This window comes from Enterobacter sp. JBIWA005 (assembly GCF_019968805.1).
GTDB lineage: Bacteria > Pseudomonadota > Gammaproteobacteria > Enterobacterales > Enterobacteriaceae > Enterobacter > Enterobacter vonholyi.
This window is the reverse complement of record NZ_CP074159.1, coordinates 2,758,934-2,776,607: the sequence shown is the minus strand read 5'-3', so window position 1 is coordinate 2,776,607 and position 17,674 is coordinate 2,758,934. Positions and strand designations below refer to the sequence as shown.

17 protein-coding genes are annotated in these 17,674 nt (G+C 56.4%); 12 read left to right on the top strand and 5 right to left on the bottom strand.

All coding sequences use genetic code 11. The features are described from left to right. The 5 genes from nudB (at position 1) to ruvB (ending at position 3,482) form a co-directional block, all read left to right on the top strand. Complete coding sequence (gene nudB / locus KGP22_RS13120; RefSeq protein WP_008500446.1) at positions 1-444, top strand: dihydroneopterin triphosphate diphosphatase; 444 nt, start codon at positions 1-3, stop codon at positions 442-444. A gap of 27 nt (positions 445-471) precedes the next feature. Beyond that, positions 472-1,212 (top strand): YebC/PmpR family DNA-binding transcriptional regulator, encoded by a 741-nt coding sequence (locus KGP22_RS13115; RefSeq protein WP_008500447.1) that lies wholly within the window; start codon positions 472-474, stop codon positions 1,210-1,212. A 34-nt stretch (positions 1,213-1,246) separates the two neighbouring features. Then, positions 1,247-1,768 carry a crossover junction endodeoxyribonuclease RuvC gene (gene ruvC / locus KGP22_RS13110; RefSeq protein WP_003859749.1) on the top strand — a complete coding sequence of 174 codons (522 nt, stop codon included), beginning with the start codon at positions 1,247-1,249 and terminating at the stop codon, positions 1,766-1,768. Positions 1,769-1,848: 80 nt separating this feature from the next. Further along, positions 1,849-2,463, top strand: coding sequence for a Holliday junction branch migration protein RuvA (gene ruvA, locus KGP22_RS13105; RefSeq protein ID WP_223579409.1), 615 nt, complete (start codon positions 1,849-1,851; stop codon positions 2,461-2,463). A gap of 8 nt (positions 2,464-2,471) precedes the next feature. Next, positions 2,472-3,482: a Holliday junction branch migration DNA helicase RuvB gene (gene ruvB, locus KGP22_RS13100; RefSeq protein ID WP_045372540.1), complete on the top strand. Its 1,011-nt coding sequence runs from the start codon at positions 2,472-2,474 to the stop codon at positions 3,480-3,482. Between the two features lie 58 nt (positions 3,483-3,540). Here the strand turns inward: ruvB and znuB are convergent, their stop codons facing one another. Together znuB and znuC are read right to left on the bottom strand one after the other, a co-directional pair. Then, positions 3,541-4,326 carry a zinc ABC transporter permease subunit ZnuB gene (gene znuB, locus KGP22_RS13095; protein ID WP_149366578.1) on the bottom strand — a complete coding sequence of 262 codons (786 nt, stop codon included), beginning with the start codon at positions 4,324-4,326 and terminating at the stop codon, positions 3,541-3,543. Further along, positions 4,323-5,078 carry a zinc ABC transporter ATP-binding protein ZnuC gene (gene znuC / locus KGP22_RS13090; RefSeq protein ID WP_023312233.1) on the bottom strand — a complete coding sequence of 252 codons (756 nt, stop codon included), beginning with the start codon at positions 5,076-5,078 and terminating at the stop codon, positions 4,323-4,325. Before znuC ends, znuB begins: the two co-directional genes overlap by 4 nt. 77 nt (positions 5,079-5,155) lie before the next feature. Between znuC and znuA the strand changes: the two genes are divergently transcribed. From znuA to lpxM, 3 genes are all read left to right on the top strand, one after another. Then, positions 5,156-6,100 (top strand): zinc ABC transporter substrate-binding protein ZnuA, encoded by a 945-nt coding sequence (gene znuA, locus KGP22_RS13085; RefSeq protein ID WP_127732807.1) that lies wholly within the window; start codon positions 5,156-5,158, stop codon positions 6,098-6,100. Between the two features lie 15 nt (positions 6,101-6,115). Beyond that, positions 6,116-7,435 carry a murein DD-endopeptidase MepM gene (gene mepM, locus KGP22_RS13080; RefSeq protein WP_045326742.1) on the top strand — a complete coding sequence of 440 codons (1,320 nt, stop codon included), beginning with the start codon at positions 6,116-6,118 and terminating at the stop codon, positions 7,433-7,435. A gap of 121 nt (positions 7,436-7,556) precedes the next feature. Beyond that, the gene (gene lpxM, locus KGP22_RS13075; protein WP_029741765.1) at positions 7,557-8,528 is read left to right on the top strand and encodes a lauroyl-Kdo(2)-lipid IV(A) myristoyltransferase; all 972 of its coding nucleotides are present in this window, start codon (positions 7,557-7,559) and stop codon (positions 8,526-8,528) included. 44 nt (positions 8,529-8,572) lie between these two features. Here lpxM and pyk read toward each other — a convergent pair whose 3' ends face one another. Next, complete coding sequence (gene pyk / locus KGP22_RS13070) at positions 8,573-10,015, bottom strand: pyruvate kinase (protein WP_008500455.1); 1,443 nt, start codon at positions 10,013-10,015, stop codon at positions 8,573-8,575. Between the two features lie 140 nt (positions 10,016-10,155). After that, on the bottom strand, positions 10,156-11,025 hold the full coding sequence (locus tag KGP22_RS13065) for a MurR/RpiR family transcriptional regulator (RefSeq protein WP_115875687.1): 870 nt from the start codon (positions 11,023-11,025) through the stop codon (positions 10,156-10,158). Positions 11,026-11,381: 356 nt separating this feature from the next. On the opposite strand from KGP22_RS13065, the gene zwf reads away from it, so the two are divergent. The 3 genes from zwf to kdgA all read left to right on the top strand — a co-directional run bounded on the left by zwf (position 11,382) and on the right by kdgA (position 15,583). Then, the gene (gene zwf / locus KGP22_RS13060; RefSeq protein ID WP_008500457.1) at positions 11,382-12,857 is read left to right on the top strand and encodes a glucose-6-phosphate dehydrogenase; all 1,476 of its coding nucleotides are present in this window, start codon (positions 11,382-11,384) and stop codon (positions 12,855-12,857) included. A 233-nt stretch (positions 12,858-13,090) separates the two neighbouring features. After that, a complete protein-coding gene (gene edd / locus KGP22_RS13055; protein ID WP_223579406.1) occupies positions 13,091-14,902 on the top strand; it encodes a phosphogluconate dehydratase in 1,812 nt (603 codons plus the stop codon). A gap of 39 nt (positions 14,903-14,941) precedes the next feature. Continuing rightward, positions 14,942-15,583 (top strand): bifunctional 4-hydroxy-2-oxoglutarate aldolase/2-dehydro-3-deoxy-phosphogluconate aldolase, encoded by a 642-nt coding sequence (gene kdgA, locus KGP22_RS13050; RefSeq protein ID WP_063409039.1) that lies wholly within the window; start codon positions 14,942-14,944, stop codon positions 15,581-15,583. Positions 15,584-15,624: 41 nt separating this feature from the next. On the opposite strand, the gene purT is transcribed toward kdgA, so the two are convergent. Beyond that, positions 15,625-16,803 carry a formate-dependent phosphoribosylglycinamide formyltransferase gene (gene purT / locus KGP22_RS13045; RefSeq protein WP_223579403.1) on the bottom strand — a complete coding sequence of 393 codons (1,179 nt, stop codon included), beginning with the start codon at positions 16,801-16,803 and terminating at the stop codon, positions 15,625-15,627. Positions 16,804-16,974: 171 nt separating this feature from the next. Between purT and KGP22_RS13040 the strand changes: the two genes are divergently transcribed. Next, positions 16,975-17,622, top strand: a complete 648-nt coding sequence (locus tag KGP22_RS13040) for a tellurite resistance TerB family protein (RefSeq protein ID WP_223579400.1) — start codon at positions 16,975-16,977, stop codon at positions 17,620-17,622. The last annotated feature ends 52 nt before the right edge of the window (positions 17,623-17,674 follow it).

The following is a 17,674-nucleotide window of genomic DNA, read 5'->3' as shown; positions in this document are numbered from 1 at the left end:
ATGACATATAAGCTCCCCGTTTCGGTCCTGGTGGTCATTTATGCAGAAGACACGAAGCGGGTGCTGATGTTGCAGCGGCGCGATGACCCTGAATTCTGGCAGTCGGTTACCGGCAGTCTGGAAGAGGGGGAGACCGCGCCGCAGGCCGCCGCGCGTGAAGTAAAGGAAGAGGTCGCCATTGACGTTGCCCGCGAGCAACTGACCCTGAAGGACTGTCAGCGCACGGTGGAGTTCGAAATTTTTAGCCATTTACGTCATCGCTACGCGCCGGGTACCGAGCGCAATACGGAATCGTGGTTCTGTCTCGCGCTCCCCCATGAACGGGAGATCGTGTTTACCGAACACCTGACCTACCGCTGGGTGAATGCGGCGGATGCCGCCGCGCTGACCAAGTCGTGGAGCAACCGGCAGGCGATTGAAGAATTTGTAATTAACGCTGCCTGAAAAGGCGCGCTCTTTGAGGATATTTTTATGGCAGGTCATAGTAAGTGGGCCAACACCAAACACCGCAAAGCGGCACAGGATGCCAAGCGCGGTAAGATCTTTACCAAAATCATTCGCGAGCTGGTGACGGCAGCGCGTCTGGGCGGCGGCGACCCGGCGTCTAACCCGCGTCTGCGCGCGGCGGTAGATAAAGCGCTGTCTAACAACATGACGCGTGACACCCTGAACCGTGCAATCGCACGTGGCGTGGGCGGCGATGAAGACGCGAACATGGAAACCATCATTTATGAAGGTTACGGTCCTGGCGGTACGGCGGTGATGGTTGAGTGCCTGTCCGACAACCGTAACCGTACCGTTGCGGAAGTGCGCCACGCGTTCACCAAAACCGGTGGCAACCTGGGCACTGACGGTTCCGTTGCGTACCTGTTCAGCAAAAAAGGCGTCATCTCTTTCGAGAAAGGTGACGAAGATGCGATCATGGAAGCGGCGCTGGAAGCCGGTGCGGAAGACGTAGTGACCTTCGACGACGGTGCTATCGACGTTTATACCGCATGGGAAGAGATGGGTGCCGTGCGCGACGCGCTGGAAGCGGCAGGCCTGAAAGCGGACAACGCTGAAGTCTCCATGATCCCGTCCACCAAAGCGGACATGGATGCGGAAACCGCACCAAAACTGCTGCGTCTGATCGACATGCTCGAAGACTGTGACGACGTGCAGGAAGTGTACCACAACGGTGAAATCTCTGATGAGGTTGCAGCGACTCTCTGATGAGAGCGTATAAATCCGTTACAGGAGACGCGTGATGTCGATTATTCTCGGGATTGACCCAGGCTCACGCGTCACCGGTTATGGCGTTATCCGTCAGGTGGGACGCCAGTTAACCTACCTGGGCAGCGGCTGTATCCGCACCAAAGTTGACGATCTGCCGTCGCGCCTGAAGCTCATTTATGCGGGCGTATCGGAGATCATCACCCAGTTTCAGCCGGACTATTTCGCCATCGAGCAGGTCTTCATGGCGAAAAACGCCGATTCGGCGCTGAAGCTCGGCCAGGCGCGTGGCGTTGCCATTGTCGCTGCCGTGAACCAGGATTTGCCGGTATTTGAATACGCGGCGCGTCAGGTTAAGCAGACGGTGGTGGGTATTGGTAGCGCGGAGAAAAGTCAGGTGCAGCACATGGTGCGTACCCTGCTGAAGCTCCCTGCGAACCCGCAGGCCGATGCCGCGGATGCGCTGGCGATTGCGATTACCCACTGTCACGTGAGCCAGAACGCGATGCAAATGAGCGAGTCGCGGCTCAATCTGGCGCGAGGCAGGTTACGATAATGACAAATCAGGCTGGATGTTTATCCAGCCTTTTTTTATTATGTCGGCAGTTAATTTCTTCCAGAACGCAGGAGCGTCACGTGATAGGCAGACTCAGAGGCATCATCAGTGAAAAACAACCCCCGTTAGTGCTGCTGGAAGTGGGTGGCGTGGGCTATGAAGTCCATATGCCGATGACCTGCTTCTACGAGCTGCCGGACGCGGGCAAAGAGGCGATTGTCTTTACTCAGTTTGTGGTGCGTGAAGATGCCCAGCTGCTGTACGGCTTCAATAACAAGCAGGAACGCACGCTGTTCCGCGAGCTGATTAAAACCAACGGCGTCGGGCCAAAGCTGGCGCTGGCGATCTTATCCGGCATGTCTGCACCACAGTTTGTGAATGCCGTTGAGCGCGAAGATCCTGCGGCGCTGATTAAGCTTCCGGGCATCGGTAAGAAAACGGCAGAGCGTCTGATTGTCGAGATGAAAGACCGCTTTAAAGGCCTGCATGGCGATCTCTTCACGCCGGCGGCCGATCTGGTACTGACCTCTCCAGGTGCGCCTGCGACGGATGATGATGCCGAGCAGGAAGCGGTTGCCGCGCTGGTGGCGCTGGGCTATAAACCTCAGGAGGCCAGCCGTATGGTGAGCAAAATTGCCAAACCGGACGCCAGCAGTGAAACCCTGATTCGTGAAGCGCTGCGCGCTGCATTGTGAGGTAAAGGATGATTGAAGCAGACCGCCTGGTTTCGGCAGGCACTATTCAGGCAGAGGATGTGGTGGATCGCGCGATTCGCCCAAAACTGCTTGATGAGTACATTGGCCAGCCGCAGGTTCGTTCCCAGATGGAGATTTTCATCCAGGCGGCAAAGCTGCGCGGCGATGCGCTCGATCACCTGCTGATTTTTGGCCCTCCCGGTTTAGGCAAAACCACGCTGGCGAATATCGTCGCCAATGAGATGGGCGTTAACCTGCGCACCACCTCCGGCCCGGTGCTGGAGAAGGCGGGCGATCTCGCTGCGATGCTGACCAACCTCGAACCGCATGACGTGCTGTTTATCGATGAGATCCACCGTCTCTCACCGGTGGTAGAAGAGGTGCTCTATCCGGCGATGGAAGATTACCAGCTGGATATCATGATCGGCGAAGGTCCGGCCGCGCGCTCCATCAAAATCGATCTGCCGCCGTTTACCCTGATTGGCGCAACGACGCGAGCCGGGTCGTTGACCTCCCCACTGCGCGACCGTTTCGGGATCGTGCAGCGTCTGGAATTTTATCAGGTTGCCGATCTCCAGCACATCGTTGGCCGCAGCGCCCGCTATATGGGGCTGGAAATGAGCGAAGAGGGCGCGTTTGAAGTGGCGAAGCGTTCCCGCGGTACGCCGCGTATCGCCAACCGCCTGCTGCGCCGCGTGCGTGACTTTGCTGAGGTGAAGCACAACGGTTCGATTTCCGCCGAGATTGCCGCCCAGGCGCTGGACATGCTGAACGTCGACGCCGAAGGTTTTGACTACATGGACCGCAAGCTGCTGCTGGCGGTGCTGGACAAGTTCTTCGGTGGCCCGGTCGGGCTGGATAATCTGGCGGCGGCAATCGGGGAAGAGCGTGAGACGATTGAAGATGTGCTGGAGCCGTATCTGATTCAGCAGGGTTTCCTGCAGCGCACCCCGCGTGGACGTATGGCAACGGTGCGGGCGTGGAATCATTTCGGCATTACGCCACCGGCAATGCCGTAATCCTTAATTCCCTCTCCCGGTGGGAGAGGGGCAGGGTGAGGGCTCAGTGCCCTCCATATTAATTTACGGTCTTTTTCATCATACTGAAAATAAACAACACCGCCGCACTCAGCACCACGGACGGCCCCGCAGGCGTGTCATAGAACGCCGAGAAGGTGAGTCCACCCGTTACCGCAATCATCCCGACGATCACGGCCACACCGGCCATCTGCTCAGGCGTACGGGCAAAACGACGCGCCGTAGCGGCAGGGATGATCAGCAGCGACGTAATAATCAGCGCGCCGACAAACTTCATCGCTACGCCAATGGTTAACGCCGTCACCAGCATCAGCAGCAGCTTAACGCGCTGCAGCTTCACGCCGTCGACAAACGCCAGGTCCGGGCTGACGGTCATGGCCAGTAAATTCCGCCACTGCCAGAGCAGAATAGCGAGCACCACCAGCACGCCAATGGCTATAGCGATGAGATCCTCCGGCGTCACAGCCAGCAGGTCACCGAAGAGGTAGGCCATCAGATCCACGCGGATGTTCGACATCAGGCTGACCACCACCAGGCCCAGAGACAGGGCACTGTGCGCCATGATGCCAAGCAGGGTATCGATGGCGAGGTGAGGGCGTTTTTCCAGCCAGACCAGACCGGCCGCCAGCAGCAGCGTGACTACAATCACCGCATAGAACGGGTTGACGTTAAGCAGCAGGCCAAAAGCCACGCCCAGCAGGGACGCGTGGGCCAGGGTATCACCGAAGTAAGACATTCTGCGCCATACCACAAACGAGCCGAGCGGGCCCGCGGCACAGGCAAGCATAATCCCGGCCAGCCAGCCGGGCAGTAACAGTTCAATCATGAGTGTCCATTTCCCCGACGCAGTACGATTCGTCCCTGCAAATCATGGCGATGATTATGATGATGGCGATAAATGCCAAGCTGCTCGGCGCCGCGAGGGCCAAACATAGAGATGAATTCCGGATGCATGGAGACGACTTCAGGCGTACCTGAGCAGCAGATATGATGGTTGAGGCACAGCACTTCGTCGGTTTTTGCCATCACCAGATGGAGATCGTGAGACACCATCAGCACTGCGCAATCGAGCTCTCGACGTAGCTGGTCGATCAAATCATAAAGCGCAACCTGACCATTAACATCCACACCCTGAGTCGGCTCATCCAGAACCAGAAGCTGCGGGCTGCTCAGCAGCGCGCGGGCAAGTAAAACACGCTGAGTTTCACCGCCGGAGAGTTTTTGCAGGGGCGCATCGACAAGATGGCCCGCCTGCACGCGTTTCAGTGCCGGGAGAATATCGGCTTTACGCGTGCCGGGGCGCAGACGCAGGAAACGGCTGACCGTCAGCGGCAGCGTGGCGTCGAGATGAAGTTTTTGCGGTACATAGCCAATACGCAATTTTTCCTCGCGCTTAATCACGCCTTCATCGGGTGCGACCAGACCCAGCACCACGCGTACCAGGGTGGATTTACCTGCGCCATTGGGGCCGAGAAGCGTCAGAATTTTGCCGGGCTTCAGATCCAGCGACACGTCAGAGAGGACGCGGCGCTGGCCAAATGAGACCGAAATATTTTCAAGAGAAACCAATGTCGTCATGTCATTTTAAGCTTGAAGAAGTCAACGAATGTTATAATATCACATTCCACGCATTCACTACGATGATTAGTCGCATTATGTTACATAAAAATACGCTTCTTTTCGCAGCATTATCTGCTGCCCTTTGGGGGACAACCGCACAAGATGTTAACGCTGCGGTTGTCGCTTCGCTTAAGCCACTTGGATTCATCGCGTCCGCCATTGCAGACGGCGTAACGGAGACCCAGGTTCTGCTCCCTGATGGTGCATCTGAGCATGACTATTCCCTGCGCCCGTCAGATGTAAAACGCTTGCAAAACGCGGACTTAGTCGTCTGGATTGGTCCTGAAATGGAAGCGTTCATGCAGAAGTCAGCAAAACAGGTGGCGGGTGAAAAACAGGTCGCGATTGCCGACCTCCCCGGCGTGAAACCGTTGCTCATGAAAGGGGCGGATGACGACGGCGACGAACATGACCACCATGCTGCAGACGGTGAAAAAGGTGATGGAGATCACCATCACGGCGAGTACAACATGCATCTTTGGTTATCCCCAGAGATAGCGCGGCTTTCAGCGGTTGCAATCCATGACAAATTAGTGGAACTTATGCCGCAAAGTCGAGCCAAACTAGACGCCAACCTGAAGGATTTTGAGGCACAATTAGCCGCAACCGATAAGCAGGTGGGTAATGAGCTCGCACCGTTGAAAGGAAAAGGGTATTTCGTTTTTCATGACGCCTACGGCTATTACGAAAAACACTACGGTTTGACCCCGCTGGGCCACTTCACCGTCAACCCTGAAATTCAGCCTGGTGCGCAGCGTTTACATGAAATCAGAACACAGCTGGTTGAGCAGAAAGCGACATGCGTTTTTGCTGAGCCACAGTTCAGGCCAGCGGTCGTAGAAGCCGTGGCCAGGGGAACATCCGTGCGCATGGGAACCCTTGACCCGCTAGGTACGAATATCCAGTTGAGCAAAGCGAGCTATTCGCAGTTCCTCAGCCAACTGGCGAACCAGTATGCGAGCTGCCTGAAAGGAGAATAACGAGGAAGTGAATACGTGCAACAGATAGCCCGCTCTGTCGCCCTGGCATTTAACAATCTGCCTCGACCCCACCGCGTTATGCTGGGGTCGCTTACAGTACTCACCTTAGCGGTCGCCGTCTGGCGGCCCTATGTGTACCACCCGAGTTCTGCCCCTATCATCAAAACCATTGAGCTTGAAAAGAGCGAAATCCGTTCTTTGCTGCCTGAAGCCAGTGAGCCTATCGACCAGGCGGCTCAGGAAGATGAAGCTATCCCGCAGGATGAACTGGACGATAAAACCGAGAACGAAGCGGGTATCCACGAATATGTAGTGTCTACCGGTGACACGCTGAGCAGCGTGCTGAACCAGTACGGCATCGACATGGGCAATATCAGCCAGCTGGCGGCTGCGGATAAAGATCTTCGTAATCTGAAAATCGGACAGCAGCTCTCATGGACATTAACGGCGGATGGCGATCTCCAGCGTCTGACCTGGGAAATGTCCCGCCGCGAAACCCGCACCTACGATCGCACTGCAAACGGTTTCAAGATGACCAGCGAAATGCAGAAGGGTGACTGGGTTAACAGCGTTCTGAAAGGCACCGTGGGCGCGAGCTTTGTATCCAGCGCGCGCGATGCAGGCTTGACCAGCGCTGAAATCAGTTCGGTGATCAAAGCCATGCAGTGGCAGATGGATTTCCGCAAGCTGAAGAAGGGCGATGAGTTCTCCGTCCTGATGTCACGCGAAATGCTGGACGGCAAGCGCGAGCAAAGCCAGCTGCTGGGCGTCCGACTGCGCTCTGAGGGTAAAGATTATTACGCGATTCGTGCCGAAGACGGTAAGTTCTACGATCGCAGCGGTACGGGCCTTGCGAAAGGCTTCCTGCGCTTCCCGACGGCAAAACAGTTCCGCGTCTCCTCTAACTTTAACCCGCGTCGTCTGAACCCGGTAACCGGGCGCGTCGCGCCGCACCGTGGCGTTGATTTTGCCATGCCGCAGGGTACGCCGGTACTGGCGGTAGGGGATGGCGAAGTGGTGGTGGCCAAGCGTAGCGGTGCCGCCGGATATTATGTCGCGGTACGTCATGGTCGTACTTATACGACCCGCTACATGCACCTGCGCAAGCTGCTGGTCAAACCGGGCCAGAAGGTGAAGCGTGGTGACCGTATCGCGATTTCCGGCAATACCGGACGCTCCACCGGCCCGCATCTGCACTATGAAGTGTGGATTAACCAACAGGCAGTGAACCCGCTGACGGCGAAACTGCCGCGCACCGAAGGCCTGACAGGTAAAGATCGTACTGATTATCTGGCGCAGGTGAAAGAGGTGATACCGCAGCTGAGCTTAAACTAAGCCCTCTGTTTTTGTTAAAAAAGCCGGCGCACACTGACGCCGGCTTTTTCTTTTGTGCGGGGACGACTGCCTCGCTACACTATCTGAATAAAATTTTGCGTCATCAGACCCTGGATCCAGCATGGAAACCAAAAAAAACAATATTGAATACATTCCTGAGTTTGAAAAATCCTTCCGCCATCCGCGCAACTGGGGCGCCTGGCTTGGTGTTTACGCCTTTGCGGGGATGGCGTTGCTGCCGGCTTCCGTCCGAGACCCAGTTCTGGGGAAAATTGGCCGTCTGGCCGGGCGTTTAGGCAAGAGCGCTCGCCGCCGCGCGCAGATTAACCTCTACTACTGTTTTCCTGAGAAAAGCGACGCCGAACGTGAGGCAATTATTGATGAGATGTATACCACTGCCCCGCAGGCAATGGCGATGATGGCGGAACTGGCGCTGAAAGGGCCGGATAAAATCGTCGATCGCGTTGACTGGAAAGGGCTGGACATCATCGAGGAGATGCGTCGCAATGACGAGAAAGTGATTTTCCTTGTCCCCCACGGCTGGGGCGTTGATATTCCGGCGATGCTCATGGCGTCTCAGGGCCAGAAAATGGCGGCGATGTTCCATAACCAGGGAAATAAAATCTACGATTTTGTCTGGAACACGGTGCGTCGTCGTTTTGGCGGACGTTTGCATGCGCGTAACGATGGCATTAAGCCCTTCATTCAGTCGGTACGTCAGGGGTACTGGGGCTACTATCTCCCGGATCAGGACCACGGCCCAGAGCACAGCGAGTTTGTCGATTTCTTTGCGACCTATAAAGCGACGCTTCCCGCGATTGGTCGACTGATGAAAGTCTGTCGTGCCCGCGTGATCCCGCTATTCCCGGTCTATGACGGCAAAACGCATCGCCTGAGTATTGAGGTCCGTCCGCCGATGGACGATCTGCTCACCGCGGACGACCACACCATCGCGCGTCGAATGAACGAAGAGGTGGAGATCCTGGTGGGGCCGCATGCCGAACAGTACACGTGGATTTTGAAGCTGCTTAAAACGCGTAAACCGGGTGAAACAGAGCCCTACAAACGCAAAGAGCTTTATCCGAGGAAATAAAAAAGCCCTCTCCAGACGGAGAGGGCTTTTTAACACAAACGTTATTACTCGACGGTCATAACGCGCGTGGTGTTGGTTGAGCCGATGGTGCTCATCACATCGCCCTGGGTCACGATAACGATATCACCGGACACCAGATAGCCTTTGTCGCGCAGCAGGTTTACGGCATCGTGCGCTGCAGCTACGCCATCATTGGTGCTGTCGAAGTGAACCGGCGTCACGCCGCGGTACAGCGCCGTCAGGTTCAGGGTACGTTCGTGACGGGACATGGCGAAAATTGGCAGGCCAGAGCTGATACGAGAGGTCATCAGCGCGGTGCGGCCAGATTCGGTCATGGTGATGATCGCGGTAACGCCCTTCAGGTGGTTTGCCGCGTACATCGCAGACATCGCAATCGCTTCTTCCACGTTGTCGAACTGCACGTCCAGACGATGTTTAGAGACGTTGATGCTTGGGATCTTTTCAGCGCCCAGGCAGACGCGCGCCATGGCGGCCACGGTTTCTGCCGGATACTGGCCCGCAGCGGTTTCCGCAGAGAGCATCACCGCATCCGTACCGTCCAGCACGGCGTTGGCCACGTCCATGACTTCCGCACGGGTTGGCATTGGGTTGGTGATCATCGATTCCATCATCTGAGTGGCGGTGATCACTGCTCGGTTCAGCTGACGTGCGCGACGAATCAGCGCTTTCTGGATACCGACCAGCTCAGGGTCGCCGATTTCCACGCCCAGGTCACCACGCGCAACCATGACAACGTCAGAGGCGAGGATCACATCGTCCATGGCATCCTGATCGCAAACGGCCTCCGCGCGTTCAACTTTAGCGACGATTTTAGCATCGCAGCCTGCATCACGTGCCAGGCGACGCGCATAGTTAAGATCTTCGCCGCAGCGCGGGAAGGAGACGGCCAGGTAGTCAACGCCGATCAGCGCGGCAGTTACGATGTCCGCTTTGTCTTTATCGGTAAGCGCTTCTGCTGAGAGGCCGCCACCCAGTTTGTTGATGCCTTTATTGTTGGAGAGCGGGCCGCCAACGGTGACTTCGGTGAACACTTTCATGCCCTGAACTTCCAGCACCTTCAGCTGTACGCGACCGTCGTCGAGCAGCAGGATATCGCCAGGCACCACGTCAGCCGGCAGGCCTTTATAGTCGATACCAACTTTCTCTTTATCGCCTTCGCCTTTGCCCAGGTTGGCATCAAGCAGGAATTTGTCGCCGATATTGAGGAAAACTTTACCCTCTTTAAAGGTCGATACACGGATTTTTGGACCCTGCAAATCGCCGAGGATAGCAACGTGGCGGCCCAGTTTTGCTGCAATTTCTCGCACTTTATCGGCACGTAATTTATGGTCTTCTGGCGTACCGTGAGAGAAGTTCATACGCACCACGTTGGCACCGGCGGCGATAATTTTTTCGAGATTATTATCGCGATCGGTGGCCGGGCCTAAGGTGGTTACGATCTTGGTTCTGCGAAGCCTTCTGGACATGTAATACTCCGTTGACTGAAACAACTTTGGTGTTGCGTGAACATTGAATCGGCCTTCATCTGCTGCAAGGCAGCGGCGAGGGGACCGAATGCCGTAAATCGTTACATCGTCATTATTCGTGACGTATTCGTTATCAACTATCAGGGAACATCGCTCTTTATAAGCAATTCTTTATCAAAACGCGATTCCTTCAGCGCTTCCTTGACCCGCTTCAAGTTATCCCGGAATTTTGCCCCGCGACGGAGGGTAAAACCGGTCGCCAGCACGTCAATCACGGTGAGCTGGGCCAGTCGGGAGACCATCGGCATATAAATGTCTGTGTCTTCAGGCACGTCGAGGGTGATTGCCAGCGTTGCCTCTCGCGCCAGCGGCGTGCCGGCTGTAGTGAGGGCAATCACCATGGCATCGTTTTCACGGGCAAGCTGCGCCAGCTCAACCTGACTTTTGGTGCGGCCGGTATGCGAAATCAGTACCACGACGTCATCTTCACTGCAATTCATACAGCTCATGCGTTGCAGCACAATGTCATCGGAATAAATAACCGGAACGTTAAAGCGGAAAAATTTGTTCATGGCGTCATGCGCTACGGCCGCCGACGACCCGAGCCCAAAGAACGCAATTCGCTTGGCCTGGGTGAGTAAATCCACCGCGCGATTTACAGAGCTCATGTCCAGAGACTGACGGACGTGGTCAAGCGAAGCCATGGCCGACTCAAAAATTTTCGTGGTATAGGCATCAACGCTGTCGTCTTCATCCACATTACGATTAACATAAGGGGTGCCGTTAGCCAGACTTTGTGCCAGATGCAGTTTAAAATCAGGAAAGCCGCGCGTTTCCAGACTGCGGCAAAAACGATTGACCGTGGGTTCGCTAACACCCGCTTCCTGTGCCAGAGCGGCGATGCTTGAATGAATCGCCTGAGCGGGGGAGGCCATAATGACCTCGGCCACTTTTCGCTCGGATTTGCTAAGGTGTTCCAGTTGAAACTGGATTTTTTCCAGCATGTTCATGTTAACAGGACGCTCATGGGTGTAAACGATTTCATAAATTGATGAAATCGAGATTCGATTTAGCCGATATTACCCTTGTGGCTTCCATTAAGGGTAACAATCGACAAGATAATGTTGTTGTTTTTTTTCATTACTTGATCGATGTCGGGTTTTGCTATGACCCTGTTGCGCAAAGAAACGACGGTTGTTGCGTCATTAAGCCGTCGAAATCATCCGAAGGGTGAAAAATCGCGGTATCGCACGCGACGATAAGCGCTAATGGTTTCGGGAATGACGTAAAAGCAGTACAGTGCATTGTAATAAAATTACAACGATACCTGGCAGAAGTACCAGGTGATCCAACTGAGGAGAATGACATGGCGGTAACGCAAACAGCCCAGGCATGTGACCTGGTCATTTTCGGCGCGAAAGGCGATCTTGCACGCCGAAAATTGCTGCCTTCCCTGTATCAACTGGAGAAAGCGGGCCAAATTCATCCGGATACCCGTATCCTGGGTGTTGGGCGCGCCGACTGGGACAAGGACGCTTATACCAAAGTCGTCCGCGAGGCGCTCGAAACTTTCATGAAAGAAAAAATTGATGAAAGTTTGTGGGATACCCTGAGTGGACGCCTCGATTTCTGCAACCTGGACGTGAATGACGTCAGCGCATTCGCCCGCCTGGGCGCGATGCTGGATCAGAAAAACCGTGTCACCATTAACTATTTCGCCATGCCGCCAAGCACCTTCGGCGCCATTTGCAAAGGTCTGGGCGAAGCCAAACTGAACGCCAAACCGGCGCGCGTCGTGATGGAGAAGCCGCTGGGTACGTCGCTGGCAACCTCGCGCGAAATCAACGACCAGGTGGGCGAGTTCTTTGAAGAATGCCAGGTCTACCGTATCGACCACTACCTCGGTAAAGAGACGGTTCTGAACCTGCTGGCGCTACGTTTTGCTAACTCCCTGTTTGTGAATAACTGGGACAACCGCACTATCGACCACGTGGAAATCACCGTGGCGGAAGAGGTGGGGATTGAAGGTCGCTGGGGTTACTTTGACCAGGCCGGTCAGATGCGCGACATGATCCAGAACCACCTGCTGCAGATTCTGTGCATGATTGCCATGTCTCCTCCGTCTGACCTGACGGCTGACAGCATCCGCGACGCCAAAGTGAAAGTGCTGAAGTCGCTGCGCCGCATCGACCGCTCCAACGTGCGCGAGAAGACCGTTCGCGGCCAGTACACCGCCGGGTTTGCGCAAGGCAAAAAAGTGCCAGGCTACCTGGAAGAAGAGGGCGCGAACAAGTCCAGCAACACCGAGACGTTCGTGGCGATCCGCGTGGATATCGACGACTGGCGTTGGGCGGGTGTTCCGTTCTACCTGCGCACCGGTAAGCGTCTGCCGGCCAAATGTTCCGAAGTGGTTGTCTACTTTAAGAACCCGGAACTGAACCTGTTCAAAGAGTCCTGGCAGGAACTGCCGCAGAACAAACTGACCATTCGTCTGCAGCCGGACGAGGGCGTGGATATCCAGATCCTGAACAAAGTGCCGGGCCTGGATCATAAACACAACCTGCAGACCACCAAGCTGGATCTGAGCTATTCCGAAACCTTCAACCAGACGCACCTGGCCGATGCTTACGAGCGTCTGCTGCTGGAAACCATGCGCGGTATTCAGGCGCTGTTCGTGCGCCGTGATGAAGTGGAAGAAGCATGGAAATGGGTCGACTCCATCACCGAAGCCTGGGCAGCCGATCAGGATGCGCCAAAACCGTATCAGGCGGGCACCTGGGGACCTGTCGCGTCGGTGGCGATGATCACCCGCGATGGCCGCTCCTGGAACGAGTTTGAGTAAGATAATCCGCTAGCCCGAAAGTGTTATTTTACCGGTAACATGATCTAACACAGCTAGTGGCACAATTTTCAACTTTTAAGCTCCGCGTGGATTCACCCGCGGAGCTTTTTTTATTACACTGCCGGAAGTGATTTTGCCCCTGAGCTCCGGACAGCAAGCGTTTCAGCGTTGTTAACAACTGCCAGCGACTTTGTAAACTCCCGAGCCCGGACAGATAAATGAGAGGAGCTTTTATGAATCCGACATTGTTACGCGTAACACAGCGCATTATTGAGCGCTCGAAAGAGACCCGTTCGGCCTACCTCGCCCGGATTGAGCAGGCAAAGAGCAACACCGTCCACCGATCTCAGCTGGCCTGCGGTAACCTGGCGCACGGCTTCGCCGCCTGCCAGCCTGACGATAAAGCGTCGCTGAAAAGCATGTTGCGTAACAATATCGCCATCATTACCGCCTATAACGATATGCTCTCCGCGCACCAGCCCTATGAGGTTTACCCGGATATCATCCGTAAAGCGCTGCACAGCGTGAATGCGGTGGGCCAGGTCGCGGGTGGGGTACCCGCCATGTGCGACGGCGTAACCCAGGGACAGGACGGTATGGAGCTCTCCCTGCTGAGCCGCGAAGTGATTGCCATGTCCGCAGCGGTTGGCCTGTCACACAACATGTTTGATGGCGCGCTTTATCTCGGCGTGTGCGACAAAATTGTCCCGGGTCTGGTGATGGCGGCGCTGTCGTTTGGGCATCTGCCTGCTATCTTCGTGCCGTCTGGTCCAATGGCAAGCGGTCTGCCGAACAAAGAAAAAGTGCGTATCCGCCAGCTGTACGCGGAAGGGAAAGCAGACCGTCAGGCGCTGCTGGAGGCGGAAGCCGCGTCCTATCATGCGCCGGGGACCTGTACGTTCTACGGTACGGCTAACACTAACCAGATGGTGGTGGAGTTTATGGGGATGCAGCTTCCGGGCTCGTCCTTTATCCAGCCGGATGCGCCGCTGCGCAAGGCGCTGACCGAGGCCGCGGCCCGTCAGGTTACGCGTCTGACCGGAAACGGCAACGAATGGATGCCGATGGGTAAAATGGTCGATGAAAAAGTCATCGTCAACGGGATTGTCGCGCTGCTGGCAACCGGGGGGTCAACCAACCACACCATGCACCTGGTGGCTATGGCGCGTGCGGCGGGCATTCTGATTAACTGGGATGACTTCTCCGAGATCTCTTCCGTGGTGCCGCTGATGGCACGCCTCTACCCGAACGGTCCGGCGGATATTAACCACTTCCAGGCCGCAGGCGGCGTACCGCTGCTGATGCGCGAGCTGCTGAAGGGCGGACTGCTGCACGAAGACGTGAATACCGTGGCTGGCTTTGGCCTGCAGCGCTACACCCAGGAGCCGTGGCTGAACAACGGCGAGCTGGACTGGCGTGAAGGAGCGAGCGCGTCTCTTGACGCGCAGGTGATTGCTACTATCGACAAACCTTTCTCTCCTCACGGGGGCACCAAAGTGCTGAGCGGCAACCTCGGTCGCGCGGTGATGAAAACCTCTGCAGTACCGGAAGAGAACCAGATTATCGAAGCGCCGGCGGTGGTATTTGAAAGCCAGCACGATGTATTACCTGCCTTTGACGCCGGCCTGCTTGATAAAGACTGCGTGGTGGTGGTGCGCCACCAGGGGCCTAAAGCTAACGGGATGCCAGAATTACATAAACTTATGCCACCACTTGGTGTATTATTGGACCGCCGTTTCAAAATTGCGTTAGTAACCGATGGACGCCTCTCTGGGGCATCCGGTAAAGTGCCTTCAGCCATCCACGTGACGCCTGAAGCTTACGACGGCGGTTTACTGGCGAAAGTACGTGACGGTGACACGATCCGCGTGAACGGTCAGACAGGTGAGTTAACCCTGCTGGTCGATGACGCCGAGCTGGCGGCACGTCAGCCCCATATTCCTGACCTAAGCGCATCGCGCGTGGGGACCGGACGCGAAATGTTCAGCGCGCTGCGTGAGAAACTCTCCGGTGCGGAGCAGGGCGCTACCTGTATTACGTTTTAAGACGACTTGATTTTAACGATCTGGCGAGAGAAAACTCTGATGAAAAACTGGAAAACAAGTGCAGAATCAATCCTGACCACTGGCCCTGTCGTGCCGGTTATCGTGGTAAACAAGCTGGAGCACGCTGTACCGATGGCGAAAGCGCTGGTTGCGGGTGGCGTTCGCGTTCTGGAAGTGACCCTGCGCACCGCCTGCGCAATGGATGCCATTCGCGCGATTGCCAAAGAAGTGCCGGACGCCATCATCGGTGCGGGTACCGTGACGAACGCAAAACAGCTGGCTGAAGTGACCGAAGCGGGCGCACAGTTTGCCATCAGCCCGGGTCTGACCGAGTCGCTGCTGAAAGCCGCGACCGAAGGCACTATTCCACTGATCCCGGGTATCAGCACCGTCTCCGAACTGATGCTGGGCATGGACTACGGTCTGAAAGAGTTCAAATTCTTCCCGGCTGAAGCGAACGGCGGAACCAAAGCGCTGCAGGCCATTGCGGGTCCATTCTCTCAGGTACGCTTCTGTCCGACGGGCGGCATCTCTCCTGCCAACTACCGTGACTACCTGGCACTGAAAAGCGTCCTGTGCATCGGTGGCTCATGGCTGGTTCCGGCGGATGCGCTGGAAGCGGGCGACTGGGATCGCATCACAAAACTTGCTCGCGAAGCGGTGGAAGGCGCGAAGCAGTAAGTCTCTCGTCGCATGAAAAACGGGCCTTACGGCCCGTTTTTTTATCCTGCAACCTTGACGCTCGCAGCGGCCGCTTTGGCTCTCGCCACGGCGTCGTCAACGTTATCCCCGGTGGCTAACGCCACGCCAAGCCGGCGGGTTCCGTCGATCTCCGGCTTACCGAACAAACGTACCTGCAACCCGGCACCCACCGCCGCGTCAACGTTATCAAACGTAACGTTCTGGCTGGTTAGCTGCGGCAGGATCACCGCCGAGGCGGCCGGGCCGTACTGACGGATACCGCCGACTGGCAGGCCGAGGAAGGCGCGTACGTGCAGGGCGAACTCGGAGAGATCCTGCGAAATGAGCGTGACCATGCCGGTGTCATGCGGGCGAGGGGAGACTTCGCTGAAAATCACCTCGTCGCCGCACACAAACAGCTCCACGCCGAACAGGCCATAGCCGCCCAGCGCCAGGACGGTTTTACGGGCGATCGCCTGCGCACGCTCCAGCGCCAGGGCGCTCATCTGCTGCGGCTGCCAGGATTCGCGATAATCGCCATCTTCCTGGCGGTGGCCAATCGGGTCGCAGAAATGGACGCCGTCAACGGCGCTGACGGTCAGCAGGGTGATCTCGAAATCAAACTTCACGACGCCTTCGACGATGACGCGACCGGCGCCTGCGCGGCCACCCTGTTGGGCGTACTCCCACGCCTTTTCCAGCGTGCTGCTGTCGCGAATAAAGCTCTGTCCTTTACCGGAGGAGCTCATCACCGGCTTAACGATGCACGGGTAACCCATCTCCTCAACGGCCTGCAGGAATGCCGCCTTATCGCCAGCAAAACGATAGCTCGACGTGGGCAATCCCAGCTCTTCTGCCGCCAGGCGACGAATGCCTTCGCGGTTCATGGTCAGCTTTGCGGCTTTCGCGCAGGGCACCACGCGCTGGCCTTCCTGCTCAAGCGCGATCAGCGTATCGGTGGCAATGGCTTCAATTTCCGGCACGACAAAATCAGGTTTCTCGCGCGTAATCAGCTCGCGAAGGGCATCGCCATCCAGCATGTTAATCACATAAGAACGATGGGCGACGTGCATGGCTGGCGCGTCGGCGTAACGATCCACGGCAATCACTTCCACGCCTAAACGCTGGCACTCAATGGCGACTTCTTTGCCCAGCTCGCCCGATCCCAACAGCATCACTCGCGTCGCCGCAGGTCGCAGCGCGGTTCCTAAACGAATCATAACAATCCCCCTGAAAAAGTTGCGGGCAGTATAAACGAAAACGTTTGCGTCTGTCTTGTACACGGCCAGGTGAGGGGAGAAGAAATTTGCGCTTCTTTAGCCCGTCCAGACATTTCCTGACGCCTGCTCGCTTACGCTGTGGATCATGTTCACCGTTAAGTGAGGGAAATCATGTCTGGCTGGCTAAATCAATTGCAATCCCTGTTAGGGCAGAAAACATCGTCTGGCGAGCGGGACCTGAGCAAACTGCTTGTACCCGGGGCGCTCGGCGGGCTGGCAGGCCTGCTGGTCGCGAATAAATCCTCGCGCAAGCTGCTGGCAAAGTACGGGACAGGCGCACTGCTGACCGGTGGGGGCGCCATTGCGGGTACCGTCCTGTGGAACAAATACAAGGACAGGGTTAGGACCGCGCACAGCGATGAACCGCATTACGGCGAGCACACCTCGCCGCTGGATCTGCGCACCGAACGGCTGATCCTGGCGCTGGTCTTTGCCGCGAAAAGTGACGGACATATCGACGATAAGGAACGACTGGCGATCGAGCAGCAACTGCGTGAAGCCGGCGTTGAAGAGAAGGGCAGAACGCTGGTGGCGCAGGCCATCGAACAGCCTCTGGAGCCGCAGCGTCTGGCACAAAGCGTGAAAAATGAGGAAGAGGCGCTTGAACTCTATTTCCTCAGCTGTGCCGCCATCGATATCGATCACTTTATGGAGCGGAGCTACCTTAATGCCCTGGGCGATGCGTTAAAGATCCCACAAGACGTGCGCGAAGGTATTGAGCGGGATATCCGGGAACAAAAACAGGCGTTACAGGGATAGTTCTCGCCGTTGCGACCCTGTTTCGCTTGCATCATGCGTGGGTTTTGCCAAC